Genomic DNA, 25332 nt, shown 5'->3' on the forward strand with positions numbered 1-25332 from the left:
ATACTGCCTAGCCAAACTGTGGATTTTGACCAGGAGCGCCCGTTGTCCGACCGCTATTTCCAGCACACGTTTCCGAACGGTTTAACCCTGCTCGCCGAGCGCATGCCCGGCATGCAGTCGGCCGCCATGAACCTCCTGTTGCCCGCGGGCTCCGCCGGTGATCCCGTCGGCCGCTCCGGCGCCGCCACCGTGCTCTCCGACCTCGTCCTGCGCGGGGCCGGCGTCCGCGACAGCAAGCAACTCACCGACCACCTCGACCGCCTCGGCCTGCAGCGGTCCAACAGCGTCGGCGTCCACCACAGCCGCTTCAGTTGCGCCGCCCTGGCCGACCACGTGCTCGCCGGCCTGCCCGTCTATGCCGACATCGTGCAGCGCCCGCAGTTGCCCCAATCCGGCTTCGACGCCGCCCGCGACCTCGCCGTTCAGGCGGTGGAAGGATTAGATGATGACCCGCGCCAGAAGCTGCTGATCAAACTGCGCGAGTGGCACTTCCCCTCGCCCTATGGCCGCAGTTCGATGGGCACGACCGACTCGCTCGAAAAGCTCACGCTCGACCTGTGCAGGTCCGACTTCGAGCATCGCTACCAGCCGCACGAGTCCATCCTCGCCGTCGCGGGCAAGGTCGACTTCGCGCAGTTGAAGGATGAGGTCGAACGCCACTTCGGCGCCTGGACCGGCGACGCCCCCACACCGTTCGACGTCGTGCCACCGCCCGGCAGTCGCTTCCATGAACATCAGGACAGCGAGCAGACGCACATCGGCGTCGCGTATAAAAGCATCCCCGAGACCAGCGACGACTACTACGTCATCCGCCTCGCCATCGAGGTGCTCAGCGGCGGCATGAGCGGTCGACTCTTCACCGAAGTGCGCGAGAAGCGCGGCCTCTGCTACAGCGTCTGGGCGGGCTACAGCGGCCTGAAGGAACAAGGCCACATCCTCGGCTACGCCGGCACCAGCAACGAACGCGCCCAGGCCACGCTCGACTGCATGCTCTCCGAACTGCACCGTTTGACTGATGGCATCACCGACGCCGAACTCCAGCGCGCCAAGACCGGCCTGAAGGCCAGCACGGTCATGCAAGGCGAAAGCACCAGCAGCCGCTCCGGCGCCATCGCCCACGACTGGTTCGTCCGCGGCCGCCTGCGCACGCTCGACGAGATCAAATCCGCCATCGACGCCGTCACCCTCGACCGCGTCAACGCCTTCCTGAAAGCCAACCCGGCCAACGGCTTTACGATCGTCACGGTCGGCCCGAAGGAACTGAAGCTGCCGGAGTAACGTTAGCGGTCAACTACCTCTGCTCCCTCAACCATCGAAAAGACCCATAGCCCACTAAAATACAACAGTTGTTGCTTTCGACGGCCATTGTTGTAATATGAGAGACTACGGTCGTCAGCGGGGTGTACCCGCAGCATCTCGACGACCTGCTTTCTTCGGTGCAACTGGCCGAACGTCTTTCGAGGAGGAAATGATGACCCGGACTCTAGTTACGCTCTCCGTCGCGATCGCCGCACTAACGCCACTGACAGTTGAAGCGGCGCCGATCTTCATCGACTTCGCCACCGGCACCGGCAACACGCCTGCAGCTCCAACCAACTTCAACCGCGTGGTCGACGCCACCAGCGTCACGAACCTCATCGATATCGATGGCGACGCGACGGCCGTCGATATCACCGTGAACAACGTGCCCTCTGGGAGCAACTCAGGCCGCACCCCGGCCGCCAACACCGATGCCGCCATCTTCGGTTCCGCCCTTGTCAACCACATCGCCTCCAATACCGTGGCCATCCAGGTGACCTTCTCAGACCTGATCCCGGGTTTGGCATACGATTTCGTAGGTAGCGCGTCGCGCGGCAATTTGGCTACGGATGGCAGTCAGCGCGCCATCGGCACCTACACGTTCACGGGCGCAGGCACCCCAACCTCAGTCGACTTCGAACCCGTCAACAACAACAGCCAAGTGTTTCGCGCTGACGACGTGTTCGCCAACGCATCCGGCGAGATCGCCCTCACCGTCACCCGGCACGCCAACAACAACTACAACTTCGTGTTCCTCAACGCCCTGAGCATCGAGGCCGTGGCCGTTCCCGAGCCCGCATCCATGTCCCTGCTGGCCCTCGGCGGCGTCGCCCTGCTGGGTCGTCGCAAGCGGGCCTGCTGATCTCGCCCGTCCGTTCTCAAAAACGATAAGCACCGGCGGCCATTCGGCCGCCGGTGCTTTTTTCCGTTCGGTTGATCGCTTGCCTTGGTCGTCGTTGCTGCAGTGGTTCGATTGCCACCGCCCGCCGTTCCGCGCAACCTCACGCCGCCGGCAGTAGCGGCAGCGTTGCGGCTTGGGGCGGGCCGGCGATGGCTCTGCTCACGTCGTACTTCTCGTTGCCGCTCAGCAGGAACCGCCCGGAGTTCACCTCGTCCAGGTACCGATCGCGCAGCTCGCGCGCTGCTGCCACGTAGCGGGGGTCGTTCTTCTGCTTCGGGCGCAGTTGCCGCTTCACCACCGCCGCCGTCGGCTCATCCGCGACCGTCTGCGTCACTGGCGCCGGCGGAGCAAACCAAAGCCTGCTCTTCGCCGCCGCCGGAGGCGCGGACGCGGGCGCGGGGGCGGGGGCAGGGGCGGGGGCGGGGGCGGGGGCGGGGGCGGGGGATTGCAGGACGAACCCCTCGACGTGAAAGCAATCACAAATCTCGCAGGCGTGCCTGAACCTGCACTACGCTCGATCAGCAGGCGTCACCTGAGGAAGCCGCCAAGGTTATGAACGCCATATTCAGGAACGTTCTCGGCATTCGTCCTCATACGGGCGAGGTGGACGATTACGCTGTCGGAGCCGAATGGTAGCGGGATAACCCGCCGCTGGAGCGGACCGCGGGGGTCGCAGCGATAAAGGGGTTGAGCGATAAAGGAGTCGGGAGTCTTTGATTGTGGCGGGCGATCGAGGAGACGACGATGGGTGAACAAAGCGATTGGCGGCCGCCGAAGGAAGACCGGCAGGGGCTCGCGATGTTTATCGCGGGGACGTGCATCGTGCTGGGGCTGGTCTGTCGCGGGTGCGCCATGGGGTGGGCAAGCGAGTCGGTGCGGCGGTTTGCCGGCAGCGTGGGTGACGCGCGGTCGGACATGCTGTGGTACAGCTTCGTTGGGGATGTCGGCGCCGTGCTGGCGTTGTTCGGGACGATCTTGCTGGCGATCCTGATCGGCCAGTGGACACGCGCGGGCCGATCGGGATCGCAACACTAGGTTCTGTCTGAAAACACAATTTGGGGCGATCGCCCGTAGGGGCAGGCCTCCGTGCCTGCCCGTTCTTTCGGCAGAAGACGAGGCGGGCAGGCACGGAGGCCTGCCCCTACGAGACCTTTTCAGACAGAACCTGGAGCTTACGGGGGCGGCTTCGGGGTGGCCTCGGGTTTACGTCTCCTGATGTTGCGGCAGTGACTTGGCGGGCGGGGTCGCGGCGGCGGTGCTGTCGGGCAGGCGGCGTTCGTCGCTGATGATTTCGGAGACGTACTCCTTGATGCGGTCGTCGTTCAGCAGTTGGCTCATCAGCACTCTGCGGTAGCTCGTGGCGCGCATCTGCTCCTTCAGCGAATCGGTACGCTCGGTCTTCAGCTTCTCGTTTTGCGAGTACAGGGCTTCTTCCAACGCTTCGTTCTCCAGCAGCAGCGCGTACATGGCGTCGGCCTTCTTGCCGCCGGAGCTGAACATGCCGCCGAGGCCGGCGGCCTTCTTGCGATATTCCTCGACCTTGGTGGTCATCTGCTCGATCTGCGCCTTCAGCCCGGCGTTGTCGGCCTTCACGGCGTTCAGTTCCTGCTCGTACAGCGTCTTGAAACTCTTCTGGGCGGTGAAAAGTTCCTGCTCGCGGGCGTCGATGGCCTTGGCGGCGTTGCGGCTGCCCCGCCAGCGGCCGACGCGGTAGCCGACGAACAGCAACAGCAGCGTGCCGATGACCGCCAGCGTGTAGAACATGGCGGCGACGACGGGGGAACTGAACTGGATGAAGCCGTCGTCAGACAGCGTGGCGGTTTGGGCGAGGAGCATAAGGGGGTGCAGGGTCATGGGTGGGATTGTAGCCCGGGCGGCCCGCTGGATGAACGGGCGGATTTCGGCGGGCGAATGACCAATGACCAAAATCGAATGACCAATGACCAAACCCGAATGACCAATGAATGACCAAGCACCAATGACCAATCATTGTTCATTGTTCATTGTTCATTGGGGTTTGATTGGTCATTCGGGCTTGGTCATTGGTCATTCCAAATCACCCTCACCTCGCCTCTCCCGAAGCATGCGGGAGAGGGACCGAAGCTGAACCGTCCGCCTCCCGCACGCCGCACCCCGTTTCCTTCCCCCGCCGCCCGGCTACAATGTCGGCATGGCACTTTCGTTCAAGCATCATCAGCTGCCCAACGGGCTCGACATTATCGCAGAGATCAACCCCGACTCGCACTCGTTCGCGGCGGGGTTGTTCGTGAAGACCGGGGCGCGCGATGAGACGCCGACGATCAACGGCGTGTCGCACTTCCTGGAACACATGATGTTCAAGGGCAGCAGCAAGTACACGTGGGAGGACGTCAACCGCATCTTCGACGAGCTGGGCGCCAAGTACAACGCGTTCACCAGCCAGGAGATGACGGCCTACTACGCGAACGTGGTTCCCGAGTTCACCGAACAGGCGATTGAACATCTCGCCCACCTGCTGCGGCCGTCGCTGCGGCAGAGCGACTTCGATACCGAGAAGAACGTGATCCTGGAAGAGATCGCGATGTACCTCGACGATCCCGGGCATCGGCTGTACGAGAAGCTGATGGAGGAGCACTTCGGCAACCACCCGCTGGCGATGAGCGTGCTGGGGCCGGCGGACTCGATCAAGGCGCTGACGCGCGACCAGATGGCCGACTATTTCCAGCAGCGGTACGGGCCGGGGAACATGGTGCTGTCGGTCACGGGGCAGCTGGACTTCGAGCGCATCGTGAAGCTGGCCGAGAAGTACATGGGCGACTGGCCGCACGTGGAAGCGCCGCGCGTGCAGCCGCAACCGATGCACAAGCCCAAGCGCATCGATCTGACCGACCCGAAGCTGAACCGCATGTACACGATGGGCATGATGCCGGGCCCCAGCGCGCAGGACGACCGCCGCTTCGCCGCCCGCGTGTTGGCCGACGTGATCGGCGACAGCGAGGGCAGCCGGTTCTACTGGGCGCTGGTCGACAACGCGATTGCTGAAGAAGCCGACTTCGGCTTCTACCCACACGACGGGTGCGGCAGCTTTTACATCGCGCTGACAACCGATCCCGATCGCACGCAGCAGGCGCTGGACATCGCGCTGAAGGAACTGGAGAAGGCGAAGAATTCCATCACCGAAGACGAGGTCGAGCGGACGCGGAACAAGATGGCGTCGTCGCTGGTGCTGTCGGGCGAGGTACCGCTGGGCCGGATGCGCGGCATCGGCGGGCAGTGGATCTACAACAAGCGTTATCGCAGCCTGCAGGAAGACATGGCCGCGTTGATGAGCGTGACGCCGGAATCGCTGCATCAGTTGATGCGCGAGTATCCATTCGACCCGATGACGATCGTGACGCTTGGGCCGGAGACGGCGGCAACGGCGACGTAGTTGTCTCAAGAGCGGCGTGTCCCGCGATCTGGTCCCCTCTTCCTCCGGGAGAGGGTTAGGGTGAGGGCTTCGCGGATCACCCCGTTAGTTGTCATCCCGAGGGGAGCGGGAGCGACCCGAGGGATCTCGACCGCAAGCGATGTCCCCGTGGGCGATCCCTCAGGTCGCTACCGCTCCCTTCGGGATGACAACCTCTTTCGTAGACGCTCGAATTATCCTCGTGAAGCGAAGGCCGACCTACCGGATCTCCAGCACCCGCCTGTACCGCGCGAGCACGGGGGGCCATTCGTACCGCTGGCGAACCGTGTCGAGGCCGTTCGCGGTCAACGTCGTCCGTTGGGCGATCGCCTTCTGCAACGCCACCGCAAATTTAGGGCCGTCGCGAACGTCGATCAGCAACCCGTTCTCCCCATTCCGCACGACGTCTTGAACGCCCGGCACGTCCGCGGCGACCACGGGCACGCCGGCGGCCATGGCTTCGATCAGGACCAGCCCGAAGCCCTCGGCCTCGGAAGGTAGGGCCAGCACGTCGATCTGTTGAAACGCCGCCTGTGGGTGGTCGATGCGGCCGTGAAGGGTGACGCGATTTTCCAGCGACCTGACTTTCACCGCAGCTTCGATTCGGGCACGATCCGGACCGTCACCGAATATTTCCAGCCGCCAGTCCGTGGGCAGGTGTGTCATCGCGTCCACGAGCAACGGCACACGCTTGATGGGGTCCAACCGGCCGACGAACCCGACGCGACGGGATTCGCTTGGCCGTAAGTCGGGTGTTGCGCTAAACGCAGCGATGTCCACCGCGTTCGGGATCACCACAATCTTCTCCCGCGGCACGTGCGACCACTGCTCGGCCACGCGCGCAACGGAAGGGCTCGGCACGACGATCGTCTCGGCAGCGTGTTGGGCGATCGCTTGAGCAATCCAGTGCCATCGCGGTCGTGGCTGCGTTGTTTGGATCGATTGCAACAGCCGCACGTTCGGCAGAAACTGCGAGGCGGCCGCCGCGACGACGTTGGCGTGGACCAGGAAGCCGAAGATCGTGTCGAACTGGCGTTCGCGGGCAAGGCGAACCAACCGCTTGATGGTGCGGGGAAAATCGCGTGAACCGCGCGCGTCTAACGCGTGGACCGTCACCGCTGCAGCCTGCAATTGCTCCGACACCGGCCCCGGCCGCGACAGGCACGCGACTTCCACGACCGCCCCACCGGCCGCGTTCAGGCGAATCGCCAGTTCGCGCACGACGGTGGGCGTGCCGCCGATTTCCATATCGGTGATGAGCAGGAGGATTCGCCGCATGGCTGCGGACAGCGTACCCGTGACCTCGTGCGGACGCGATTGCTTGCCTTTGGGGCGCCTGCGGGTGACGATCCGTGCATCGCATGAGAGGCAAGCCGAAGAAATCCCCCCGAGAAAAGGACCAGACCTCCCGCTATATGTCGGGCGGTATGGACGAGGACCGCATCGACGCCAGCCAGCGGTTCAGCGATCGCAACAAGAACGCACAGAAGAACAAGACGCTGAAGACCGCCCAGCAGCGCCAGGACAACACTGCCAGTTCAATCGACATCGACGGCCTGCCGCTCGGTCGTGTGATTCAGGTCTACTCGCTTTACTGCGACGTGCATCACGAGGCGACCACGTACCTCTGCACGATCCGCAAGACGCTGGCGAAGGTGTCCGAGACCGCGATCGTGGTAGGCGATTACGTACGGTTTCGCACATCGGGCAAGGTGAACGGCAATGGGCAGCCCGAGGGCGTAGTGGAACGGGCCGATGCCCGGCGGACGGTCGTCACGCGGGCCGACAGTTTCAAACAGATCGTCCAGCACCCGGTGGTGGCCAACGCCGACCAGATGCTGATCGTCGCCGCCGTCGCCAACCCGCGCCCGAAGTGGGGCCTCATCGACCGCCTGCTGATCGCGGCGACGTCGGGCGGGCTGCGGCCGGTGCTCTGCCTGAACAAGGTCGATCTGACAGAAGCGGAGATGGCGTTCATCGAATCTGAGCCTGACCCCGACGAAGGCACCGACGCCGCCCCACCACCGCACGAAGCGCTGGCGTACTACGCGTCGATCGGCGTGGCCACCCTCGGCACGAGCGTGACGGCCAACGTGGGGCTTGAGGCGCTGTCGGCGGTGCTGGCCAACCAGATCACGGTGCTGGCGGGCCATAGCGGCGTCGGTAAGTCCAGCCTGATTCGGGCCATCCAGCCGCATCTGAACATTCGCGTGGGCGACGTGTCGCTAGTAACGGAAAAGGGCCGACACACCACCACGAGCGCCCGCTACTACCCGTTGGAAGGTAGCGGTGGCGCGGTGATCGACACGCCGGGCGTGAAGGTATTCGGCCTCTGGGGCGTCACCCGCGATAACCTGCTCGAACATTTCCCAGACGTCGCGGACGACACGGCCCCGGAGTGGCGCCGGTTGAGCTATGAGCGGATTGCGGAAAGTCTGAAGGAGTAGGGCTCGCCAGGGACGTGGGCAGGTCGCTCGTCATCCTGACGTACTCCGAAGGGTTTTTCTCCGTGTTCATACGCGGGACGGAAATGAAGCTTCGGAACACCTCAGGATGTCGAAACTCGTGTTAGGTTTGCACAGGCGTCCCAACGAGAAATCCAAGCTGGGTAAGAGAAAAAGACGGGGGGATAGACAGGTAAGAGTCTCCGTCCTACAGAATAGCGATCGGTGTCGCGACTCCGATTGGCGTTTGGTGATTGATCATTTGTTGGTCATTGAGGCTTGGGATTTGCTACCCACCCTCCTCGCCCCATTGAGATTTCCCCCCGTTCCCCCTACACTTTCCCGTTCGATCCCCGGTTTCCCTGTCCCACTGGAGAGTTTGCGTGGCCAAGTCCGAGCCGATTGAAATTGAAGCGACCGTTTCCCAGGCATTGCCCAACGCGATGTTCAAGCTGCGCCTCGACAACAGCGAGCGCGAGATCCTCGGCATCGTGTCGGGCAAGATGCGCAAGCACTTCATCCGCATCCTGCCCGGCGACCGCGTCCGCGTCGAGCTCTCCCCCTACGACCTGACCAAGGGTCGCATCGTCTTCCGCCAGAAGTAATCATTTCGCCTGACGTTGCCACGCCCGGCGTCCAATGCATCCGCGCGCCACCTGGTGTTGCGCGCATCTGACGCCTCCAGTTCAGCGAAATCAACCACGAAGGCGCGAAGACACGAAGAGAGTCTGCCACTACTTCGTATCCTTCGTGTCTTCTCGCCTTCGTGGTTGGTTCTCTTTGTAGACCAATCAGCTCACCGGCGATCCTACCTCGTAGAACTCGCGTACCGATTTCGCCCGCAGCGCGAACAGCAGTCCAACCGGATACGCGATCGACATGAGCAGCGTGACCGCGAGCATGGTCGCCAGGAACATCGAAATTCGTTCAGCGCTGTCACCCATGTCCGCGAACATAGTTTTGTAGATCCAATATGACGACGCGACGGACGCCACGCACTGGGCGATCTTCGACCAGACGAAGATCCAGTGCAGCCGATAGGCTCGGAAGCTGTTACGGATCGTCAGCACGCCCGCCACCAGCAGCAGAACCGACAAGCCCAGTCCAATCACTGACACTGCAATGCCCACCATCAGCGCCGCCAAGCTCACCTCGCGAAACGGGTTGATCGGGGTGGGCAAGGTTGACGTGTTGAATACGGACGTGCTCTTCCCATCGTTGCCGATGCTGATTTGATCACCGCCAGGGAAGCTGAACGTGGTCCAGCCGGCGGTGGTGTTGTCGATCGTTACCTGCCCAGGCAAGGTGCCGGGCGGCGCGTGGGTCTGGCCGGGGCCCGAAAGCATCAACGTCAGCGCCTGCTTCACCTCCGGCGTCAGCGTGTTGCCAGACTGCCGATCTAGTGCCGTCACGAAGGTCGTGGGGTTGATCGGCGGTAGCGTGCCCACCGGTTGCGTAGCCGCGATTAGTGGTGGCGGCGGTGGGGTCGCGGCATTGAACGTGGATGTGAGGTAGAGCATACCGACGCTCTGCAACACCGACGCGCCGTTGTACAAAATGCCCGTGCAACCCAGCACTAGGCTGATGACGCCAATCGCCGTTACCAAGCCGGGCCGGCGGTTGGTCGCGGGGGTGGCGTAAGCGATCGGTTGCGCGAACGGGATGGGTTCATCGACCGGTTGCGCGGGTTGCGGCGGCTGGGCGTCTCCGTTCATGCCGTCGATTGAAACGGCGGCGTCAACCGAACGCAAATAACTGAATCTAGGGTGGCGAACCGACCGACGTAAAGAAAGGTTCGCGAACCTTTCGCGGTTGGGATTCGTCTGTATGATGTCGCGGACACAACCAAAGGAATGGCACAATCGCATGGATGCGAGACACGCCCCGGGCGAACCCCGACTTCTAATCTCGCGAGCCGCCCTGCGGCACAACGTGCGCGTGCTGCGAAAGCAGTTGCGCTTCGGCACCCGCGTCTGCGCAATCGTGAAGGCCGACGCCTACGGCTTGGGCGCCGCGGCCGTCACCGACGCCCTGCTGAACTTCGCCGAGGACGACACGCGCGACACCCGCCCGATCGTCGAGGAACTCGCCGTCGCCACGATTGACGAGGCGGCCGCCCTTCCCGAGCAAAGCCTGAATATCCTGGTGCTGCGTCCGGTCGAGAACGCCTTCGTCGGCCGCGAGCGCACGCGGCTGGAACATGCGGTGCGCAACGGCTGGGCGCTCACGCTCTGTTCCGCCACCGCCGCCGACGACATCGCCCGCATCGCCGTGATTGCCGGTCGGCGGGCGAACGTGCACATCCTGATCGATACCGGCATGACGCGCGGCGGTGTGGCGCCCGAGCAGCTCGACGCGCTCGTCCGCAAGATCGAATCGCTACCGTCGCTGCGACTCATCGGCATGTTCAGCCACTTCGCCAACGCCGAGGTCGGCAACCACGCGCAGACGGCCCATCAGACGGCGCTCTTCACCGCCGCCACCGATTCCCACGCCGGCCGACTGGGCAACCGCATCGTGCGGCACCTGAGCAACTCCGGCGGCATCTTCTTCGCCGGCTCGGCCGCCGGGTTTGACATGGTGCGCCCCGGCATCGCACTTTACGGCATCGATCCCACCTGCTCGCCCGCGGTCGATCGCCCGTTGAAGCCTGTGATGAAATGGCTGGCGCCGCTGGTCGACGTACGCGACGTTCGGGCCGGCACCTCGGTGGGCTACAACGGCACGTGGGTCGCGTCGCGCGACTCGCGCGTGGGCCTGGTGCCGGTCGGCTATGCCGACGGCTATCCGCGCGGCTTGTCGGGTAAGGGCATTACGCTAATCAATGGCCGCCCCGCCCCGGTCATCGGGCGCGTCAGCATGGACATGCTGACGGTCGACCTGACCGACCTGCCTACCCCTACGGTCGGCGACGACGTCACGCTGCTCGACAGCGACCCACTTTCCCCCGCCAGCATCTACGCGGTGGCGGAACGTGCGGGAACCATTCCTTACGAGATTCTCTGCCGTATCGGCCCCCGCGTCCGCCGGTTGGCGGTGGAGCCGGTCGACGAGGAATTTCCTCAGCCGCGATTGCGTAGCAGTGAGCGGTCGTACCTGGCTTAGACGCAGATCGCAGCAGTTGCCCTCGAAGTCTAGTCATCCTGAGGTACTCCGAAGGATCTCCCCCCGTACTACGTCACAAAGAGATCCTTCGGAGTACCTCAGGATGACGAATTGAACTAGCCTTTTCCCGAGGGCCTAGCGGTACTTCTCAATCGGGATCACCAGCGGGCAAACCGCCGGTGGCACGGAGTGTCAGTCACCATCCCACCCGCGATCACTTCTTCTCTTCCACCTGCTTCACGATCGAATCGATGCGCTGTTGAACCTCTGCCGGCTGGCTGGTGCGGAGTTGCCGCAGCGCGGCAGCAATGCTCGGACCCATCGCGACGAGCTGGGCCTCGGCCAAGTCGCGTTGCTTCCAATCTTCCGCGTTCAGATCGGCGACGATCGTCTTGATCTGGTCGACCACGGTCGCCGACGCTTGCGGGCGGGGTTGTTCGTAGCTCGCGAGCAGGCTGACCGGCACTTCCAACGCGATGCCGCTGGTCAATTGCAGCGTCAGCCGGTCGTTCGCGAGTTGGCCGCTGAGCGTAGCACCGTCCCATGTCGTCAGCTGCACGTCGGACGAAAAGCCCTTGCCGCGGGACAGCCCGCGGACGGTCGAGGCATCCAGCTTCAGCACGTCGAACGCTGTCACCAGTTCGAGTTGACCACTGAGTGTGCCCACGAGCGCATCGTTACCGAGCGTGCGCAGGACCGGCGTCTCATCCTTGATGACTTCGGGCAGTTCGCCGGGCACGATGTTCAGTGCCAGCATGTTCGCGACCGGCAACTTCACGGCAGACCCGTTGGCGAGCGTGACGTCGAGTTCTGGCGTGGTCACGAGGCCCGACAGCGACGTGCCATCGGTCAGCCGTACGACGTGCACCGGTGATTCCTCATCCTGAAACATTACGGCCGCAACCGCGGCGGCGGGCACCTCGACGGTGCCGTAGCGCGTAGCGAACGAGAGCGGCGATGTCGGTGCGGCGATCGCGACGCGGTCGCCCTCGCGCAGCACGGCGTGCGGTTGCGTGAGCTGCACTTCTTCCGCCTCGTTGGTGCGCTTGCGCATGCCGATGCGCGACACCTGGCGCAGCGGGATCGCCGTCATCTGCCCGCCGGGCAGCGAAAGCTCGATCGTCTCCTTCGCCAGCGCCCCACCCAACACCTGGCCATCGGTGGTGACGACCAGCTGTCGTGGGCGGTACTGGCCGATGTTGAACGCGCCCAGCACGGTGTCGATCGGCACGTCGATCTGACCGAACGGTGCCTTCAGGCTGAACGACTTATCGACCAGCGTGCCGGTGACGCGGTCACCGTTGCGCAGTTCGACGACATCGAGCGCCTCGCCGCGCAGCAGTTCCAGATCGGCCAGCAACGGTGCAACGGTGCGCACGTTAACAATCGCGCGGCGGATCTCCTTCGGCACGTCGGACAGCAATGCACGCGCGTCGATCTCCTCGATCAATCCCACGGCGGCCTGCTGGCTGACGGCGGTCTGGTGCACGTGGACGATCGCGACCGGCTTGCCCGCGGGGATCGTGAGCGCGTACGCCGCGCTGACCGTGTTGTTCCCCTGCTGCCAGTTCACGGTCGGCTCGACCTCGGCGCCGGCCGCGCCACCGAACCACTCCATCGCGGCGCGGTTGCCGTGCGTCATCGCGGCCCAACCGATCACCTTGCCTTTGTCCTTCGGATCGTTCACGGTCTGCGCCGACTGCACGCCGAAGTTGACCGACGTCTGCAGGCTCACGTTCACCTGCTCTTGCGCCCCACCCTGGCCCGTGAAGATGTCGATGATGCGCAGCGAGCCATCCTCCTCGTTCACCTTAATTCGCCGGGTGACGCTGATGGCGTTCGCCTGCATGTTCTCAAGGACGATCTCACCGGTCTCGGCGTCCACCTTGGCGATGTTGTTCGTCATGTTCGGGTTGTTCCCGTTGACGATCAACTGCCCGCCTTGCGAGTAAACGGGGACGTTGCCCTGCTGGCGAAACCATCCGTTCTGGTAGATCTGCCATTGGTTGCCGGTCTTGTCCGGCAGGAGGTGCGGGAGGTTGACGGTGCCGCGCGCCGCGACTGCGTTTCCGATGCGACGGCGGATCCCCTGTTGTGCGACCTGCGCCTCCACCACGACCGCCATCGTGCCGACACCGATCACCACGACACCGAGCAGATGCGAGAACCGCATGAATCGCCCTCCTGTTACACCGGCCAACACGCGCGACGGCACGTCCGACGAGCCAATGACGGTTGTACCCCAACCGCGACAACGTCGCGAGAAAATAGACGCTGGAATCGCGCGATAGTTCCTGCCGTGCATCGCGGCGCAAGGGAATGGCTCTGGACAATGCATGAGGCATTCGGCCCACACCCGGGGCGGCGGTCTGGGCAAGACAAATCGCGAATCCATGCACCATTATGCTCCATTGTGCAACATTGAGCGGTCGCGGCGCGCATCCCCATGGCACGAAGGTCGGCTATTCAGTTATCAAAGAGCACGCTATCCATCTCTACGTCGGCGCTGCGCGATCGGACTCGATCCGGCGCAACAACCTGGCCTTCCATCGCGCCTTCGCGCGCTCTTGCTCGTCAGGCAGGGAAGACGGGGGAGATTCTTCGGAGTACCTCAGAGGGGTTCAAAAAATCCGGTCGGGGCCGGCCTTCACCGTAGCATGGATGTCCCGCACATGGCGTCGGTACCCCGACGCATCGGACGGTACACCGTCCGAATCAGCGATCGCGCCAGCGAAGGAGCGCCTGGAGTCGAAGAGCAGATCGCTTGCGCTCTTTAGCTCGGGCCGGGTACGGTCCGACACCGCGGCGTACCGCGGCGCCATGGGCGGGACGCCCATGCTACGGTCGGAGCGGACGCGGCCCCGTCTTAGCCGGCCTGCCCGCCACCTTTAAGGTTGGCGGCCATCGTGTGGCCGTACGTGGTGCCGCGCCACTCGACCTTCTTCGTGATGCACATCTTCAGTGCACGGAACAGGATCGCCAGCAACATCGCCAGCGAGACCGGCCATGCCCAGCCGTTGCGCCGCGGGTTGCCGCACCAGGCGTACAGGATGCCGATGAAGTAGACCATCAACCCGAAGTGCAGCACCGCGCCGCCCAGCCAGTACCACTTCAGCAGGTTCGCCGGCTGCGTCAGCATCCAAAGGCCCCAGAGGAACGCGGGGAAGAACGAGAAGCAGCAGAACAGGATGAACTTGACCGCCGCGATCATCGCCCAAGGGCTGCCGACCTTAGCCGAGTAGTAGATGCGGCTCCATCCCTTGAAGATGTTCTCGAGCGACGAGTACATCCGCACGCTCGCCCACTCGCGCCCCCACGACACGCGCGGCCGCATGCCCATGCGCTTCAGCAACATCGCGATCGCGACGTCTTCGCAGTATCGGTCCTTCACCACCTCATGCGTGCCCATCTTCTCGTAGGCATCCCGGCTGATGAGCAGGAACTGCCCGTTCGCAAATGCGGTGTTGCGCATGTAGTTCGCGTTGCACAACGGCACGAGGTACATCGTGCTCGCCGCCGACGCCGCCAACGGCACAAGCAGGCTTTCCCACGTGCTGTGGCTCTCCAAACGCGGCAGCAGACTCAGCAGGTCGAACCTCTTGTTGATGACGACCGACATCGCCCCTGACAGCGCATCCGGTTCCAGCACCACGTCGGAATCGACGAACAACAACCACTTCCCCTCGGCCAACTTCTGACCTTGGAACAGGGCGTTGTTCTTGCCCGTCCAACCGGGTTGCAGCGTGTTCTCCTGCACGTGCAGGACCGACAGCCGTCCGTCGGCGGCGGCCATCTCGTCCATGATGGCGCCGGTGGCGTCGGCGCTGCGATCGTTGATCGCGATCACGCGGAAGTTCGGGTAGTCCTGCGCCAGCGCCGACTGCAGGCAACCACGAATGCGCTCGCCTTCATCTTTGGCGGGAATGAGAATCGTGACGGGCGGAAACTCGTTGGTGAAGTGCGGCAGCGGTGGCCGCTTCATCAACAGCATCTTGCGACGGCCATTGAACATGAGGTAGCCGTAGGCCATCCACGTGAGGGGGCCCATCAACCAGTACGATGCCAGAAACAGGAATTCTAAAGTCACTCAGTTCCGCCTTCAGCACCATCATATGGGTTTTGGAAGGAATGTTAAGGTGGCGGGGACGTGACGTTGAAGGAGAGGAGAAACTCGACAAACTTTCCGTAAGCGACTCATCGCGCAACCGCCGGCGAATTCAACTCTCCGGCCGTGAATACTCCATCACCGGCTGCGCCTCCACCTGCCGGCCGGTCAGATGCGCCACGATCCGGTCCACATGCACGTGGCAGTTTTCCAGGAATACGCTGTATTTGTCCTGCGTGCCCGCAACGGCGGTGCCGGCGACGTATATGCCGGGGACGCTCGTCTCCATCGTCTGCGGGGCGAACGACGGCGCGCGGCACTCGTCCGACAGTTGCAGCCCCGCCAGCTCGAACAGCGTCGAGTCCTGCTCGTAGCCGATCAACGCCAGCACGAAGTCGGCCTCCACCTCGGTCGTGTCGGTTCCGCACGGTTCAAAATCGCTTGTACAGCGGGCGAGGCTGACCGTGCTGGGGCCGATGCGTGTTGGGACGGTAGAACCGTGAAACTTCACCCGGCCGCTGTTGATAAAACCGGTGATCTCCGGGGTCAGCCAGTACTTGATGTTTTTCGTCGGCAGTTCCGCCCGACGGTAGGAGATCGACACCTTCGCGCCGGCGTGGTGACAGCGCAGCGCCGCTTCGACGGCCGAATTCTTCCCGCCGATGATTAAGACCTGCTTGCCGAAATAATCGTGCGGGTCGCGAAAGTAGTACGAAACGTGCGGCCGATCGTCGCCGGGCACGTTCAACTTGCGCGGCCGATCGGTGCCACCGGTCACCAATACGACCTTCCTCACCCGCCAACTGCGGTCGCCACCGCGCGGTCGCGTGGTGAGGACGAACCCGTCGCCGCCCGCATCGCGCTTGATGCCTACCACTGGTTCGTACGTGTTCACCTTCAAATCGAACTGCATCACGATGCTTCGCAGATACGACAGGTACTGCTCGCGGGTCGCCTTGGTCTGGTCGGGCGTCTCCAGTGGCACGCCGGCGATCGCGATGCGCTCGTTGCTGCTGAAGAACCGCGTTTGGGGCGCCCACCACGACATCGTGTAGCCGATTTGCTTTGCGTCGAACTGGATATAGTTGATGCCCTCTCGCTTCAGCGCGACGGCCAGTTCCAGCCCGATTGGGCCGGCGCCCACGATGGCGATCTCGGTAGGTCCTGCGCTCATAGACGCATTGTAGCCGGGCCAGCGATGGTGTCGCTGCGTCCTCATCCGTTTGCCGGGCGCGCGCGATTCCTTATACTGCCAGCGGCGCAAGATGGCCGTGCCCAGCGCGATGTGCGCGGGGTACAGCATCACCCAAACACGAACGCGACGCAGGGAATAGAGGAGCACAGATGGCGGACGAATCGCAGCAGCTACGCGGGATCAACTGGCGCGAAGCCTTCCCCTTCACCAACCTATTCAGGACCTTCCGGATCGCGATCCATCCGTCCAAGCTGCTGCTCGGCCTGATCATGCTGCTGCTGCTGTACTGCGGTGGCCGGCTGATGGACGCCATCTGGCCGGAAACGCATCTGGTGACGAGCGTCGAGCAAGCGCGGTACGGCCTGGCGACCGGCAGCGGCGCTGGCGGCATGATGCCGGGCGATCTGCCCCGCGACTTCGCCGATACCCAGATGGCCGCCGAGATCGAGCGAAACATACGTGAATTGCAGAATTGGGCTGGCCAGCCCGTGGTCGCGACGCTCGTCGATCGGCCGCGCGGCATCTTTATCACGCTGTCCGAATATCAGACCGCGCAGGTCAACAACGTGGCCTATTCCGTGCTGGACGGCAACTGGCTGGGCCGCGACGGCGCCTCGGTGGTGAGTTCGGTTTGGAACTTCATCTTCACGGGGCCGTACTGGTTCTTCACCGCGCACCCGGTCTTCGCCATTCTTTTCTCGCTGCTGTTCCTGTTGCTCTGGAGCGTCTTCGGTGGCGCGATTGCACGCATCGCGGCCATTCACGTGGCACGTGACGAGAAGATCAGCGTTCGCCAGGCCTTACGATTCAGCACCAGCAAGGTGCTCAGCTTCGCGTTCGCCCCTCTTATTCCGCTGATCATCTTGCTGGGTCTGGGGGCGTTGCTGGGTCTGGGTGGCCTGTTGCTGTACGTGCCGTACGTCGGCCCGATCGTCGTTGGCGCACTGTTCGTGCTGGTGCTGCTGGCGGCGTTCGTGATGACGCTGGTGCTGTTCGGCACCGTCGGTGGGATTAACCTGATGTACCCCACCGTCGCGGTGGAAGGATCGGATAGCTTTGATGCCATCAGCCGTAGCTTTAGCTACGTATTTGCCCGGCCGTGGCGCACGTTGCTCTACTCGGCCATCGCGCTCGCCTACGGGGCGTTGACGTACCTGTTCGCCCGGCTGTTCATCGTTGTCATGCTGATGCTTGCCCACGGGTCGGTCGGTTGGTTCCTTGGCCGGACGCACCAGCCCAACGGCTACTGGGATGGCGTGCCTGCAGTCACGCGTTCAGGCGAGGCCGTCAACGCTGCTGGCAATTCCATGTGGCCGACGCCCCGCTACGACTCGCTAACCTATGACATCCCCTTCGCCGGCCTGAAGTGGAGCGAGGACATCGCCGCCAGCCTGATCGCATTCTGGGTGTACCTGACAATCTCCCTGCTGGGCGCGTACCTGATCAGCTTCTACTTCTCGGCCAACACGATTATCTATTATCTGCTCCGCCGAGAGGTGGATGCGACGGACATGGACGACGTTTACGTCGAACAAGCCGACGAGGACTTCAGCGACGCCCCGTTGGACAGTTCCACCGCTCCCGCAGCCGCGGAGGCACCCGTAGGTGGCGCGCCGGCCAGTGAGTCGGCGAAGCTGTCAAACGTGCGGATCTACTCGAACCCGGATGCGTCCCCCCCGTCCACGGCCGGGTCCGCTGACCCCGTGGAACCACCCCCGTCGCAGACGCCACCGAACACGCCTCCGACGACCTAAGGCCGGCCTTGCCCCTCTCCCGGTACTCCGGGAGAGGCTGGGTGAGGGTGATTGCGAACTGCGGACCCACAGCAGTTTTGATCGCCCTCATCCAGCCACTTAAGGCTTACCGGAAGATCGGAGCAGATGGAGCATCACGAAAACACGCCAGTTACACAGAATTAGTCCCCGATTTTACCGGCCAGTATAGTCCCACAATCTTGACACCGACGACGTTCGCGTTACACTTTTCGATTCTTCCGCGGCGAGGCGATGGTCGCAGCACGGGAAGCATTGCCTTCCAGTGGTGCAGTATCAGCCTCGCGGACGGCGGTTTTTGACAGATAGAGAAGAAGAGGATTCATGAGCACGTATTTCCCCAAGCCGGGCGAAGTCGCTCCCAACTGGCACGTGGTTGACGCCACCGGTCAGGTCCTGGGCCGGCTTGCTTCCAAGATCGCCGTCATCCTGCAGGGCAAGCACAAGCCGACCTACACGCCCCACGTGGACACCGGCGACTTCGTGATCGTCCTGAACGCCGACAAGGTCAAGGTCACCGGTCGCAAGGCCGACGTGATCGAGTACGACACCTACTCGCGTTACCCGGGCGGCCGTCACCTGTACTCGTACAAGCGCATGAACGAGCAGCACCCCGAGCGCGTCGTGCAGCTGGCCGTGAAGCGCATGCTGCCCAAGAACAAGCTGAACCGCAACGTGCTGGGTCACCTGAAGATCTACAAGGGCACCGACCACCCGCACGCCGCTCAGCAACCGAAGGAACTGAAACTCTCGTAAGGAATTGCGGAGTGGTGATCGCGATGGCGGATTGAAGAACGACCGTTGTAGTTTTCTTTAGTCCGCAATCGGCAATCCGAAATCCGCACTGAAACCATCATGGCTGAAACCACCGAAACCCCGACGACCACTCCCACCGCGACCACCGAAGCCCCTGCTGGCAAGCCCACCTACACGTGGGGTGTCGGCCGGCGCAAGACCGCCGTTGCCCGCGTGCGCATTGCGCCGGGCACCGGCAAGGTCGAGATCAACGGCCGTGAGCTGAACGACTTCCTGACCGGCGAGCGCGACCGCAAGAGCATCTTCGGCCCGCTGGAGGTCACCAACACCGGTGGCAAGATCGACGTCTTCGCCCGCTGCAACGGTGGTGGCGCGACCGGTCAGGCCGGCGCGATCGTCATGGGTCTGGGCCGTGCCCTGGCCAAGTACGACAGCACTCTGGAAGTGCCCCTTCGCCAGGGCGGCTTCCTGACCCGCGACAGCCGTATGAAGGAACGCAAGAAGTACGGCCAGCGCGGCGCCCGCCGGAAGTTCCAGTTCAGCAAGCGATAATTCGCTGGCTGTTTCTGCGAGACAACGCAATCGACGTTCGGAACCCGAGGGTATTTACCCTTGGGTTCCGTCGTTTACGTAGCTGCGGGACTGTTACCCATCCTCCTCCTCTCTTTGGTTCCTCGGGAGAGGCTGGGTGAGAATGACTCGATCTTGAGGAACTACCCCAAGCACGAGCGACCGCTCCCATCGGCGTTTAGCCGCCCACCGCTAGCGGCGAGCGCAGGTCCGGCGTAGACTGGCGGGCGAAAACGATGCCCTCGTAGCTCAATTGGATAGAGCGATGCTTTCCTAAAGCATAGGTTACAGGTTCGATCCCTGTCGGGGGCACTGACCTTTCCCGTCCTTCACTTCTTGACCCTATGGCTAGATGGCGTGCAGAAGCGCTCCGACGCTTCCCCGAAATGCGAGACACTATTCAGTCCGCCCGCAGCGTGATGGCTTTGTGGGTCGAGTTGAACTGCCGGTTCCAGACCGCTTATGCAGGTACGACACCCGACGACGCGTTGGTCGACGCGGTATACGCATATGCCGAGTGGTGTATGCGAGCACGGCGCAACGCCGCAGCGGAGCACGATCCATGCACCGCTGCAACGGTCGCGTTCTACGAGCACATCCCAACGATCCCGGCGGCGCGGCAAGACATGCCGCGGTGGTTACGGCCTACAGACGTCGTCAAACTTCGCGACGCATTCACATACTTGATCGGCAATCAAGAGTACGACGCTCTACTTAGGTTCGCACCGGTTCCGCTCTCGGCTTTCCTGAATTGATTCGGCTTTGCTATTTGTCCGTGCGCAAAGCAGCGCCGCGGGCGACGTCGATCAGATGTTCGATCTGGGGTTCGTCGTCAGAGTCGGGGGGGTAGGCGTCGATGGGACGGCGGGCGGGTGTCACCAGTTCATCGTCGGCGGTAGCCGTGTACGGCTCATCAATGTCACTGGTGATCCGGAGCATCAAGACCCTTCTGAACTTTCCAACCGTCACTCGCGGCAAGGCCGCGAACGCTGCTTGCATAATATCGGCTGTTGATGGGCCTGAAGTCAAACGCAAAGCACTTTTACTGCCTCGACTGTTTACTCCGTCCGCGTCGCGCTACGCGCGACGCCGCGGGCGGAGCAGCCAGGCCGCTTCCTGCCTTGCCGCCTTGCCGATTGCAGCCACCAGTGCCAATTCGGGTGAGCCGTCGCAGAACGCGCGGGCAACCGCGTGCAGGGCGGCCAGTGGAAATGCCGGCGTGTTGGTGATCACGTAGATCGATTCCCACGCGTCGGGGTGCATCTTCGCACGGAAGGCTTCCAGTCCATCGAAGTGATAGAACCGCCGGCCGTGCGCGTGAGCCCAAGCGGTCAGAAGGCGAAACCAGCGCGGGTTGGCCGCCATTTGCTGGCGTGCATGGTAGGAGAGCGCGACGAGGCCCAGCGTTGCGTACGTCGCGCCGCCTCGGGCCAGCTCCGTCATCGCGGCGTCGATCAATAGTTCGGCGGTGCCGTTGGGGGCATTGGCGCCGCGGGCGATTTCTTCGATCAGATAACCTTGCCGTGTGACGACCGGCGATGCGACGAGGAACGCGACCGCTTTCCCCTCGCGCTTAGCGACCGAAAGCACGCGGTCGCGCATCTCACCGTCCAGCACGTTCGGTTCGACCAGGAAGTGCATCGGCGGCAGGCCGTGGCGATCGAGCCACTCGCGCAGCACGTTGCGCAGGTCCTGCCGACCGGCGGCATCGCAAGGGTCGCAGCGTTCGATCGTAACGCCCTTATTGCGCGCCCGGTGCAACTGCGCGCGCAACGATCGGCGGCCCTTCACCACTGCGGGCCACGCGCGCGGGTCCCACACTGGTTCGGCCCCGATGGTGATAATGGAATGTCCCGAATCGTGCGCGAGCACGTTGCGCAATCGCTCCGCAGCGCACACGTAACACACTCGGCACCCCACCGCGCTGGCCGCGGCTGCGAACTCGGTCGTCGCGGCGGCAAGTTCGCTTGCATCACAGACCGGCGCGCCGGCCGCTACCCACCATCTGCCCTTCCGCACGTACCCCACCACAGCTGTCCGCGTTGGCGACAGCCAGTATGAAAAACCGGGATTCAAGATTTGATACGCGGTCGAATTCCACCCATACCGCATCACGAGGTCGCGCACGCTCGGATCAGAAAATGACATTGCACCCGCGTGTCGCTTCGTTTCGCTGCTCACCCCACCAAATCGCCCTACCGTCCGACGTCAACGCCGGGTCAGACTAAAGCATCCCCAGATCCAGCAGCGCGGCCTCGCTCATGCGGCTCTTGTCCCACGTCGGCTCCCAGACCAGCACAACCTCGGCATCGGTGACGCCATCGACGGCCTTGATCTTGTTCGCCACCTCGTTGGGCAGCGTGCCGGCGACCGGGCATCCCGGCGCGGTCAGCGTCATCTCGACCACGACGGAATTCTCTGGCTTGATGTCGATCTTGTAGATCAGCCCCAGTTCGTAAATGTTGACCGGGATTTCCGGGTCATACACCGTGCTGATGGCGGCCACGATCTTGCCTTCCAGCAGTTTCTGATCGACCGTGACCGCGTTCGACGCGTGGCCGGGACCGGAGGTGGGCATCTGCGACGACGGCGAGGCTTGTTGTTCCTGCATCATCTCTCGCTTCATCTGGTCGACCTTGCCGCTGTTGGGCAGGACGGTGAGCGGAACGGGTTCGTGCGTGCGGTAGTCGGCCATGGTTATCACTCGGGTTGCATCAGTTTGATCGCCTCGGATCGAATTCGCCGGACCATGCCTTCCAGCCCATTCCGGCGACCGAGGCTCAGGTGCTGGTCGAGGCCGAGGCTGCGCAGGAACGCTTCGACGTCGAACGCGATGATGTCCTTTGCGCTCTGGCCGGCGTACACGCGTTGCAGCAGCGCGACCAGCCCGCGCACCAGCGGCGCATCGCTGGCGGCCAGGAAGTCGAGCGAATCCTTCGTGTCGGGCCGCCGGCGGGCGACCAAGTGAACCAGGCTCATGCAGCCATGCACGCGATTGGCTTCCGTCTGAAACACGGCCGGCATCGGGGGGATCTTGTCGCCCAGTTCGATGACGTACGTGTCGCGCTGCGTCCAGTCGCCGAGGAATTCGAAGTCTTCCACGAGCGCGTCTGCCGCCTGCTTGGGCGTTGCGGCTGCGGGCTCGGGCCACTTGGCATCGGTGGGCGTGCCGGCGATGCGCTCACCATCCGTCGCCTTCACCGCCTTCGCAGCGGCGACGATCTTCTTCAGGCCCGTCACCAGCGTGTCGATGTCCGCGATCGTGTTGTACATCGCCAGCGAGGCGCGGGCGGTCGAACCGATCTCGAACCGGTCCATCACCGGCTGGCAACAATGGTGACCGGTGCGGATGGCGACGCCTTCGCGGTTCAATGCGTGGCCGATCTCGTAGGTGCTGATCTTCGGGTCCTCCAGGACGAACGAGATCACGCTTCCCTTCTTCTTGGCGGTGCCGATGATGCGCAGCCCCGGCACCTCCAGAATCGCGGCCGTCGCGTACTTCAGCAGCGAGGTTTCGTGAGCGACGACGCCGTCGAAGCCGACGCGCGTCACGTAATCGATGGCCGCGCCCAGGCCCACCACGCCAGCGATGTCGGGCGTGCCGGCCTCGAACTTACTGGGGATCTGCGCGTAGGTCGTCTTCTCGAACGACACCGACTCGATCATGTCGCCGCCGCCCTGGTACGGCGGCATCTTATCCAGCACCTCGCGCCGGCCGTAGAGCACACCGATGCCGGTGGGGCCGAACAGCTTGTGACCGCTGAACGCGTAGAAGTCGACGCCGAGGTCCTGCACGTCGGTCGGCCCGTGGGCGACCCATTGCGCGCCGTCGCAGAAGACGACAGCGCCGGCGTCGTGGGCGAGCGTGGTCATCGTCTTTACATCGTTGATCGTGCCGAGCGAGTTGGACAGGTGCACGATCGATACGATCTTCACCCGCCCGCCGGCCAGGATCTCCTCGTACTCGTCCAGCAGCAGTTCACCGGCGTCGGTCATCGGGATGACGCGCAGCTTGGCGCCCACCTGCTCGCAGAGCATCTGCCACGGCACGATGTTTGAGTGGTGCTCCATCGCGCTGACGACGACCTCGTCACCGCCTTTGAGGAACGAGCGCCCGTACGATGCCGCCACCAAGTTCACGCCCTCGGTGGTGCCGCGCGTGTAGATGATCTCGGCGGCCTCGCGGGCGTTGATGAACCGCCGGGCCTTCTCGCGGGTGGCCTCGTAGGCCTCGGTGGCGCGCAGGCTCAGGTCGTAAACGCCGCGGTGGATGTTGGCGTTGGTGTGCTCGTAGAACCCGCTGATCGCGTCGATGACGACCTGCGGCTTTTGCGTGGTGGCGCCGTTGTCGAGGTAGACGAGCGGCTTGCCCGAGCTGTGCGGCAGGAACAGGATCGGAAAGTCCGCCCGCACGAACTCCGGATCGAACACGGGCACGCTGGCGGGCGCGAGGTTGGGGCTTTCGGGTTTGGTCATCGGTCGACACCGTCGCTTTCGGCACGCAGGCCATCGAACGACGTATTGTAGCACCGCCGGATCGGTGAACCTAGGACGTACGGCCGTTTATGAGCCAACCGGGACAGCCGCGAAGTCCACGCCGCAGTTCACTCGTGCAGCGCGTGGTCGGCCGGCAGGTCTTGGCCGCACCACACCTTGCGGGCGGTCCAGTCGGTTGCGGGGCAGGCCCAGAACCCATCGGTCCCAGGGAGGCCTAGCGGCAGGAACGCGGTCGAGCACAGGTAGAGGCTGCCGGTGCCAATGTAGCTCTCGCCGAGCGACGGCTGGGCGCCGCAGAGGCCGCGCTGGAGCCAGCCGTTGGCATCGAACGTGCCCGGGGCAGTCAGCGTGCGGTCGATGACGGCCCCAAGGGCGCACCGCACCTGCGGCGGTGGCAACTCGGCCGGCAGGTCGTGCGACAACGCAACCTGCGCCAGCAGTTGAAACGCCCCACAGCGATAGACGAGCGACCGCCCGATCGGCGGGAACGATCCGTCCGGTCCGATCATCCGTTCCTGCACCGCGGCGTAGCGGATGGCCCGCTTCTGGATGCGCTCGGCAAACTGCTGCCAGCGGTCAGTCGTGGCCGCCATCGAACGGGTGATGTCGAGCAGCATCGGGTGGATGACGAAGCTGTTGTAGTAGTCCCAGTGGAACGCCGCCCCGTCGCCATACGCGCCGTCCCCCTTGTACCACTGCTCGTGCTGGCGGAGGGCGTAGTCGATGCGCATGTGGTCGGCGCGCTCACCCATCTGCCCCAGCGTCGCCTCGATTGTGGCCGAGAACAGCAGCCAGTTGTTCGGGCCCGGCGTGATATGGCGCGTGCGCAGCAGCGCCGCGACGAGATTCCGCTGTACACGACCATCCAACTGCTGCCATAAAGCCCGCGGTGCGCGCAACACGGCATGGGCGAGAAACGCAGCATCGACCAACGGCTGGCCACCGCTGTCGAACGTCGCGTAGTCGGCCGACGCGGGATCGGTGATCGCATCGATCGCCTCCCGCGCCAGCCCCGCGTACGTCGACCGCGTCTGCCCTTCCGCATCGGCAGCTTCTTCCAACTCGACCCACGGCGCCAACCCCGCCAGCAACCGCCCTATCGCCTCCAATGGCGCAAACGTCGCGCGTTCCGCTGACCCTTGAACGGGCATAGCCGCGCGCAGACGACGGTCGGCCGTCGCCTTCAGCACGGGGTCAGAAACGCGTTGAAGCAGGGTCAGCCAGTGCGTGCGGTCGGTGGAGTTCACGCCACCGTTTTACA

22 protein-coding genes, 1 tRNA gene and 1 pseudogene are annotated in these 25332 nt (G+C 63.7%); 11 read left to right on the forward strand and 13 right to left on the reverse strand.

Features of this window, described 5'->3' with window-relative positions; all coding sequences use genetic code 11:
• Nucleotides 1-42: 42 nt before the first annotated feature.
• Both VGN72_06910 and VGN72_06915 read left to right on the forward strand, forming a co-directional pair.
• Nucleotides 43-1278, forward strand: a complete 1236-nt coding sequence (locus VGN72_06910) for a pitrilysin family protein (GenBank protein HEV7299079.1) — start codon at nucleotides 43-45, stop codon at nucleotides 1276-1278.
• A 193-nt stretch (nucleotides 1279-1471) separates the two neighbouring features.
• Nucleotides 1472-2161 carry a PEP-CTERM sorting domain-containing protein gene (locus VGN72_06915; GenBank protein ID HEV7299080.1) on the forward strand — a complete coding sequence of 230 codons (690 nt, stop codon included), beginning with the start codon at nucleotides 1472-1474 and terminating at the stop codon, nucleotides 2159-2161.
• Nucleotides 2162-2300: 139 nt separating this feature from the next.
• Here the strand turns inward: VGN72_06915 and VGN72_06920 are convergent, their stop codons facing one another.
• Nucleotides 2301-2534: a hypothetical protein gene (locus VGN72_06920; protein ID HEV7299081.1), complete on the reverse strand. Its 234-nt coding sequence runs from the start codon at nucleotides 2532-2534 to the stop codon at nucleotides 2301-2303.
• 410 nt (nucleotides 2535-2944) lie between these two features.
• On the opposite strand from VGN72_06920, the gene VGN72_06925 reads away from it, so the two are divergent.
• The gene (locus VGN72_06925) at nucleotides 2945-3235 is read left to right on the forward strand and encodes a hypothetical protein (GenBank protein ID HEV7299082.1); all 291 of its coding nucleotides are present in this window, start codon (nucleotides 2945-2947) and stop codon (nucleotides 3233-3235) included.
• A 168-nt stretch (nucleotides 3236-3403) separates the two neighbouring features.
• Here VGN72_06925 and VGN72_06930 read toward each other — a convergent pair whose 3' ends face one another.
• Nucleotides 3404-4054: a hypothetical protein gene (locus tag VGN72_06930; GenBank protein ID HEV7299083.1), complete on the reverse strand. Its 651-nt coding sequence runs from the start codon at nucleotides 4052-4054 to the stop codon at nucleotides 3404-3406.
• Nucleotides 4055-4370: 316 nt separating this feature from the next.
• On the opposite strand from VGN72_06930, the gene VGN72_06935 reads away from it, so the two are divergent.
• Entirely contained in the window at nucleotides 4371-5609 is a 1239-nt protein-coding gene (locus VGN72_06935; GenBank protein ID HEV7299084.1) for a pitrilysin family protein, read from the forward strand.
• A gap of 237 nt (nucleotides 5610-5846) precedes the next feature.
• Here the strand turns inward: VGN72_06935 and VGN72_06940 are convergent, their stop codons facing one another.
• Nucleotides 5847-6905 carry a glycosyltransferase family 4 protein gene (locus VGN72_06940; GenBank protein ID HEV7299085.1) on the reverse strand — a complete coding sequence of 353 codons (1059 nt, stop codon included), beginning with the start codon at nucleotides 6903-6905 and terminating at the stop codon, nucleotides 5847-5849.
• 149 nt (nucleotides 6906-7054) lie between these two features.
• Between VGN72_06940 and rsgA the strand changes: the two genes are divergently transcribed.
• Together rsgA and infA are read left to right on the forward strand one after the other, a co-directional pair.
• Nucleotides 7055-8074, forward strand: coding sequence for a ribosome small subunit-dependent GTPase A (gene rsgA, locus VGN72_06945; GenBank protein ID HEV7299086.1), 1020 nt, complete (start codon nucleotides 7055-7057; stop codon nucleotides 8072-8074).
• 380 nt (nucleotides 8075-8454) lie between these two features.
• Nucleotides 8455-8676 (forward strand): translation initiation factor IF-1, encoded by a 222-nt coding sequence (gene infA, locus VGN72_06950; GenBank protein HEV7299087.1) that lies wholly within the window; start codon nucleotides 8455-8457, stop codon nucleotides 8674-8676.
• Nucleotides 8677-8862: 186 nt separating this feature from the next.
• Here the strand turns inward: infA and VGN72_06955 are convergent, their stop codons facing one another.
• Nucleotides 8863-9786, reverse strand: coding sequence for a hypothetical protein (locus tag VGN72_06955; GenBank protein HEV7299088.1), 924 nt, complete (start codon nucleotides 9784-9786; stop codon nucleotides 8863-8865).
• Nucleotides 9787-9937: 151 nt separating this feature from the next.
• On the opposite strand from VGN72_06955, the gene alr reads away from it, so the two are divergent.
• Nucleotides 9938-11176, forward strand: a complete 1239-nt coding sequence (gene alr / locus VGN72_06960; protein HEV7299089.1) for an alanine racemase — start codon at nucleotides 9938-9940, stop codon at nucleotides 11174-11176.
• Nucleotides 11177-11390: 214 nt separating this feature from the next.
• Here alr and VGN72_06965 read toward each other — a convergent pair whose 3' ends face one another.
• From VGN72_06965 to VGN72_06975, 3 genes are all read right to left on the reverse strand, one after another.
• On the reverse strand, nucleotides 11391-13349 hold the full coding sequence (locus tag VGN72_06965; protein HEV7299090.1) for a hypothetical protein: 1959 nt from the start codon (nucleotides 13347-13349) through the stop codon (nucleotides 11391-11393).
• Nucleotides 13350-14042: 693 nt separating this feature from the next.
• Nucleotides 14043-15263: a glycosyltransferase gene (locus VGN72_06970; protein HEV7299091.1), complete on the reverse strand. Its 1221-nt coding sequence runs from the start codon at nucleotides 15261-15263 to the stop codon at nucleotides 14043-14045.
• A 130-nt stretch (nucleotides 15264-15393) separates the two neighbouring features.
• Nucleotides 15394-16455 (reverse strand): NAD(P)-binding domain-containing protein, encoded by a 1062-nt coding sequence (locus VGN72_06975; protein ID HEV7299092.1) that lies wholly within the window; start codon nucleotides 16453-16455, stop codon nucleotides 15394-15396.
• A 170-nt stretch (nucleotides 16456-16625) separates the two neighbouring features.
• Between VGN72_06975 and VGN72_06980 the strand changes: the two genes are divergently transcribed.
• From VGN72_06980 to VGN72_06995, 4 genes are all read left to right on the forward strand, one after another.
• Nucleotides 16626-18230, forward strand: a complete 1605-nt coding sequence (locus VGN72_06980; GenBank protein HEV7299093.1) for a hypothetical protein — start codon at nucleotides 16626-16628, stop codon at nucleotides 18228-18230.
• 342 nt (nucleotides 18231-18572) lie between these two features.
• Entirely contained in the window at nucleotides 18573-19004 is a 432-nt protein-coding gene (gene rplM, locus VGN72_06985; GenBank protein ID HEV7299094.1) for a 50S ribosomal protein L13, read from the forward strand.
• Nucleotides 19005-19103: 99 nt separating this feature from the next.
• Nucleotides 19104-19556: a 30S ribosomal protein S9 gene (gene rpsI, locus VGN72_06990; protein ID HEV7299095.1), complete on the forward strand. Its 453-nt coding sequence runs from the start codon at nucleotides 19104-19106 to the stop codon at nucleotides 19554-19556.
• A 256-nt stretch (nucleotides 19557-19812) separates the two neighbouring features.
• Nucleotides 19813-19886, forward strand: a tRNA-Arg gene (locus VGN72_06995).
• A 453-nt stretch (nucleotides 19887-20339) separates the two neighbouring features.
• Here VGN72_06995 and VGN72_07000 read toward each other — a convergent pair.
• The 6 genes and pseudogenes from VGN72_07000 to VGN72_07025 form a co-directional block, all read right to left on the reverse strand.
• A complete protein-coding gene (locus VGN72_07000) occupies nucleotides 20340-20513 on the reverse strand; it encodes a hypothetical protein (GenBank protein HEV7299096.1) in 174 nt (57 codons plus the stop codon).
• Between the two features lie 138 nt (nucleotides 20514-20651).
• Nucleotides 20652-21722 (reverse strand): DUF2156 domain-containing protein, encoded by a 1071-nt coding sequence (locus tag VGN72_07005; GenBank protein HEV7299097.1) that lies wholly within the window; start codon nucleotides 21720-21722, stop codon nucleotides 20652-20654.
• Between the two features lie 76 nt (nucleotides 21723-21798).
• The gene (locus VGN72_07010) at nucleotides 21799-22269 is read right to left on the reverse strand and encodes an SUF system Fe-S cluster assembly protein (protein ID HEV7299098.1); all 471 of its coding nucleotides are present in this window, start codon (nucleotides 22267-22269) and stop codon (nucleotides 21799-21801) included.
• Nucleotides 22270-22274: 5 nt separating this feature from the next.
• Nucleotides 22275-22814, reverse strand: coding sequence for a SufE family protein (locus VGN72_07015; protein HEV7299099.1), 540 nt, complete (start codon nucleotides 22812-22814; stop codon nucleotides 22275-22277).
• Nucleotides 22797-24011 (reverse strand): annotated as a pseudogene (locus tag VGN72_07020) (cysteine desulfurase). Before VGN72_07020 ends, VGN72_07015 begins: the two are co-directional and overlap by 18 nt.
• A 167-nt stretch (nucleotides 24012-24178) precedes the next feature.
• On the reverse strand, nucleotides 24179-25318 hold the full coding sequence (locus VGN72_07025; GenBank protein ID HEV7299100.1) for a DUF2264 domain-containing protein: 1140 nt from the start codon (nucleotides 25316-25318) through the stop codon (nucleotides 24179-24181).
• Nucleotides 25319-25332: the final 14 nt, after the last annotated feature.

The sequence above is a fragment of the Tepidisphaeraceae bacterium genome, from assembly GCA_035998445.1.
Classification (GTDB): Bacteria; Planctomycetota; Phycisphaerae; order Tepidisphaerales; family Tepidisphaeraceae; genus DASYHQ01.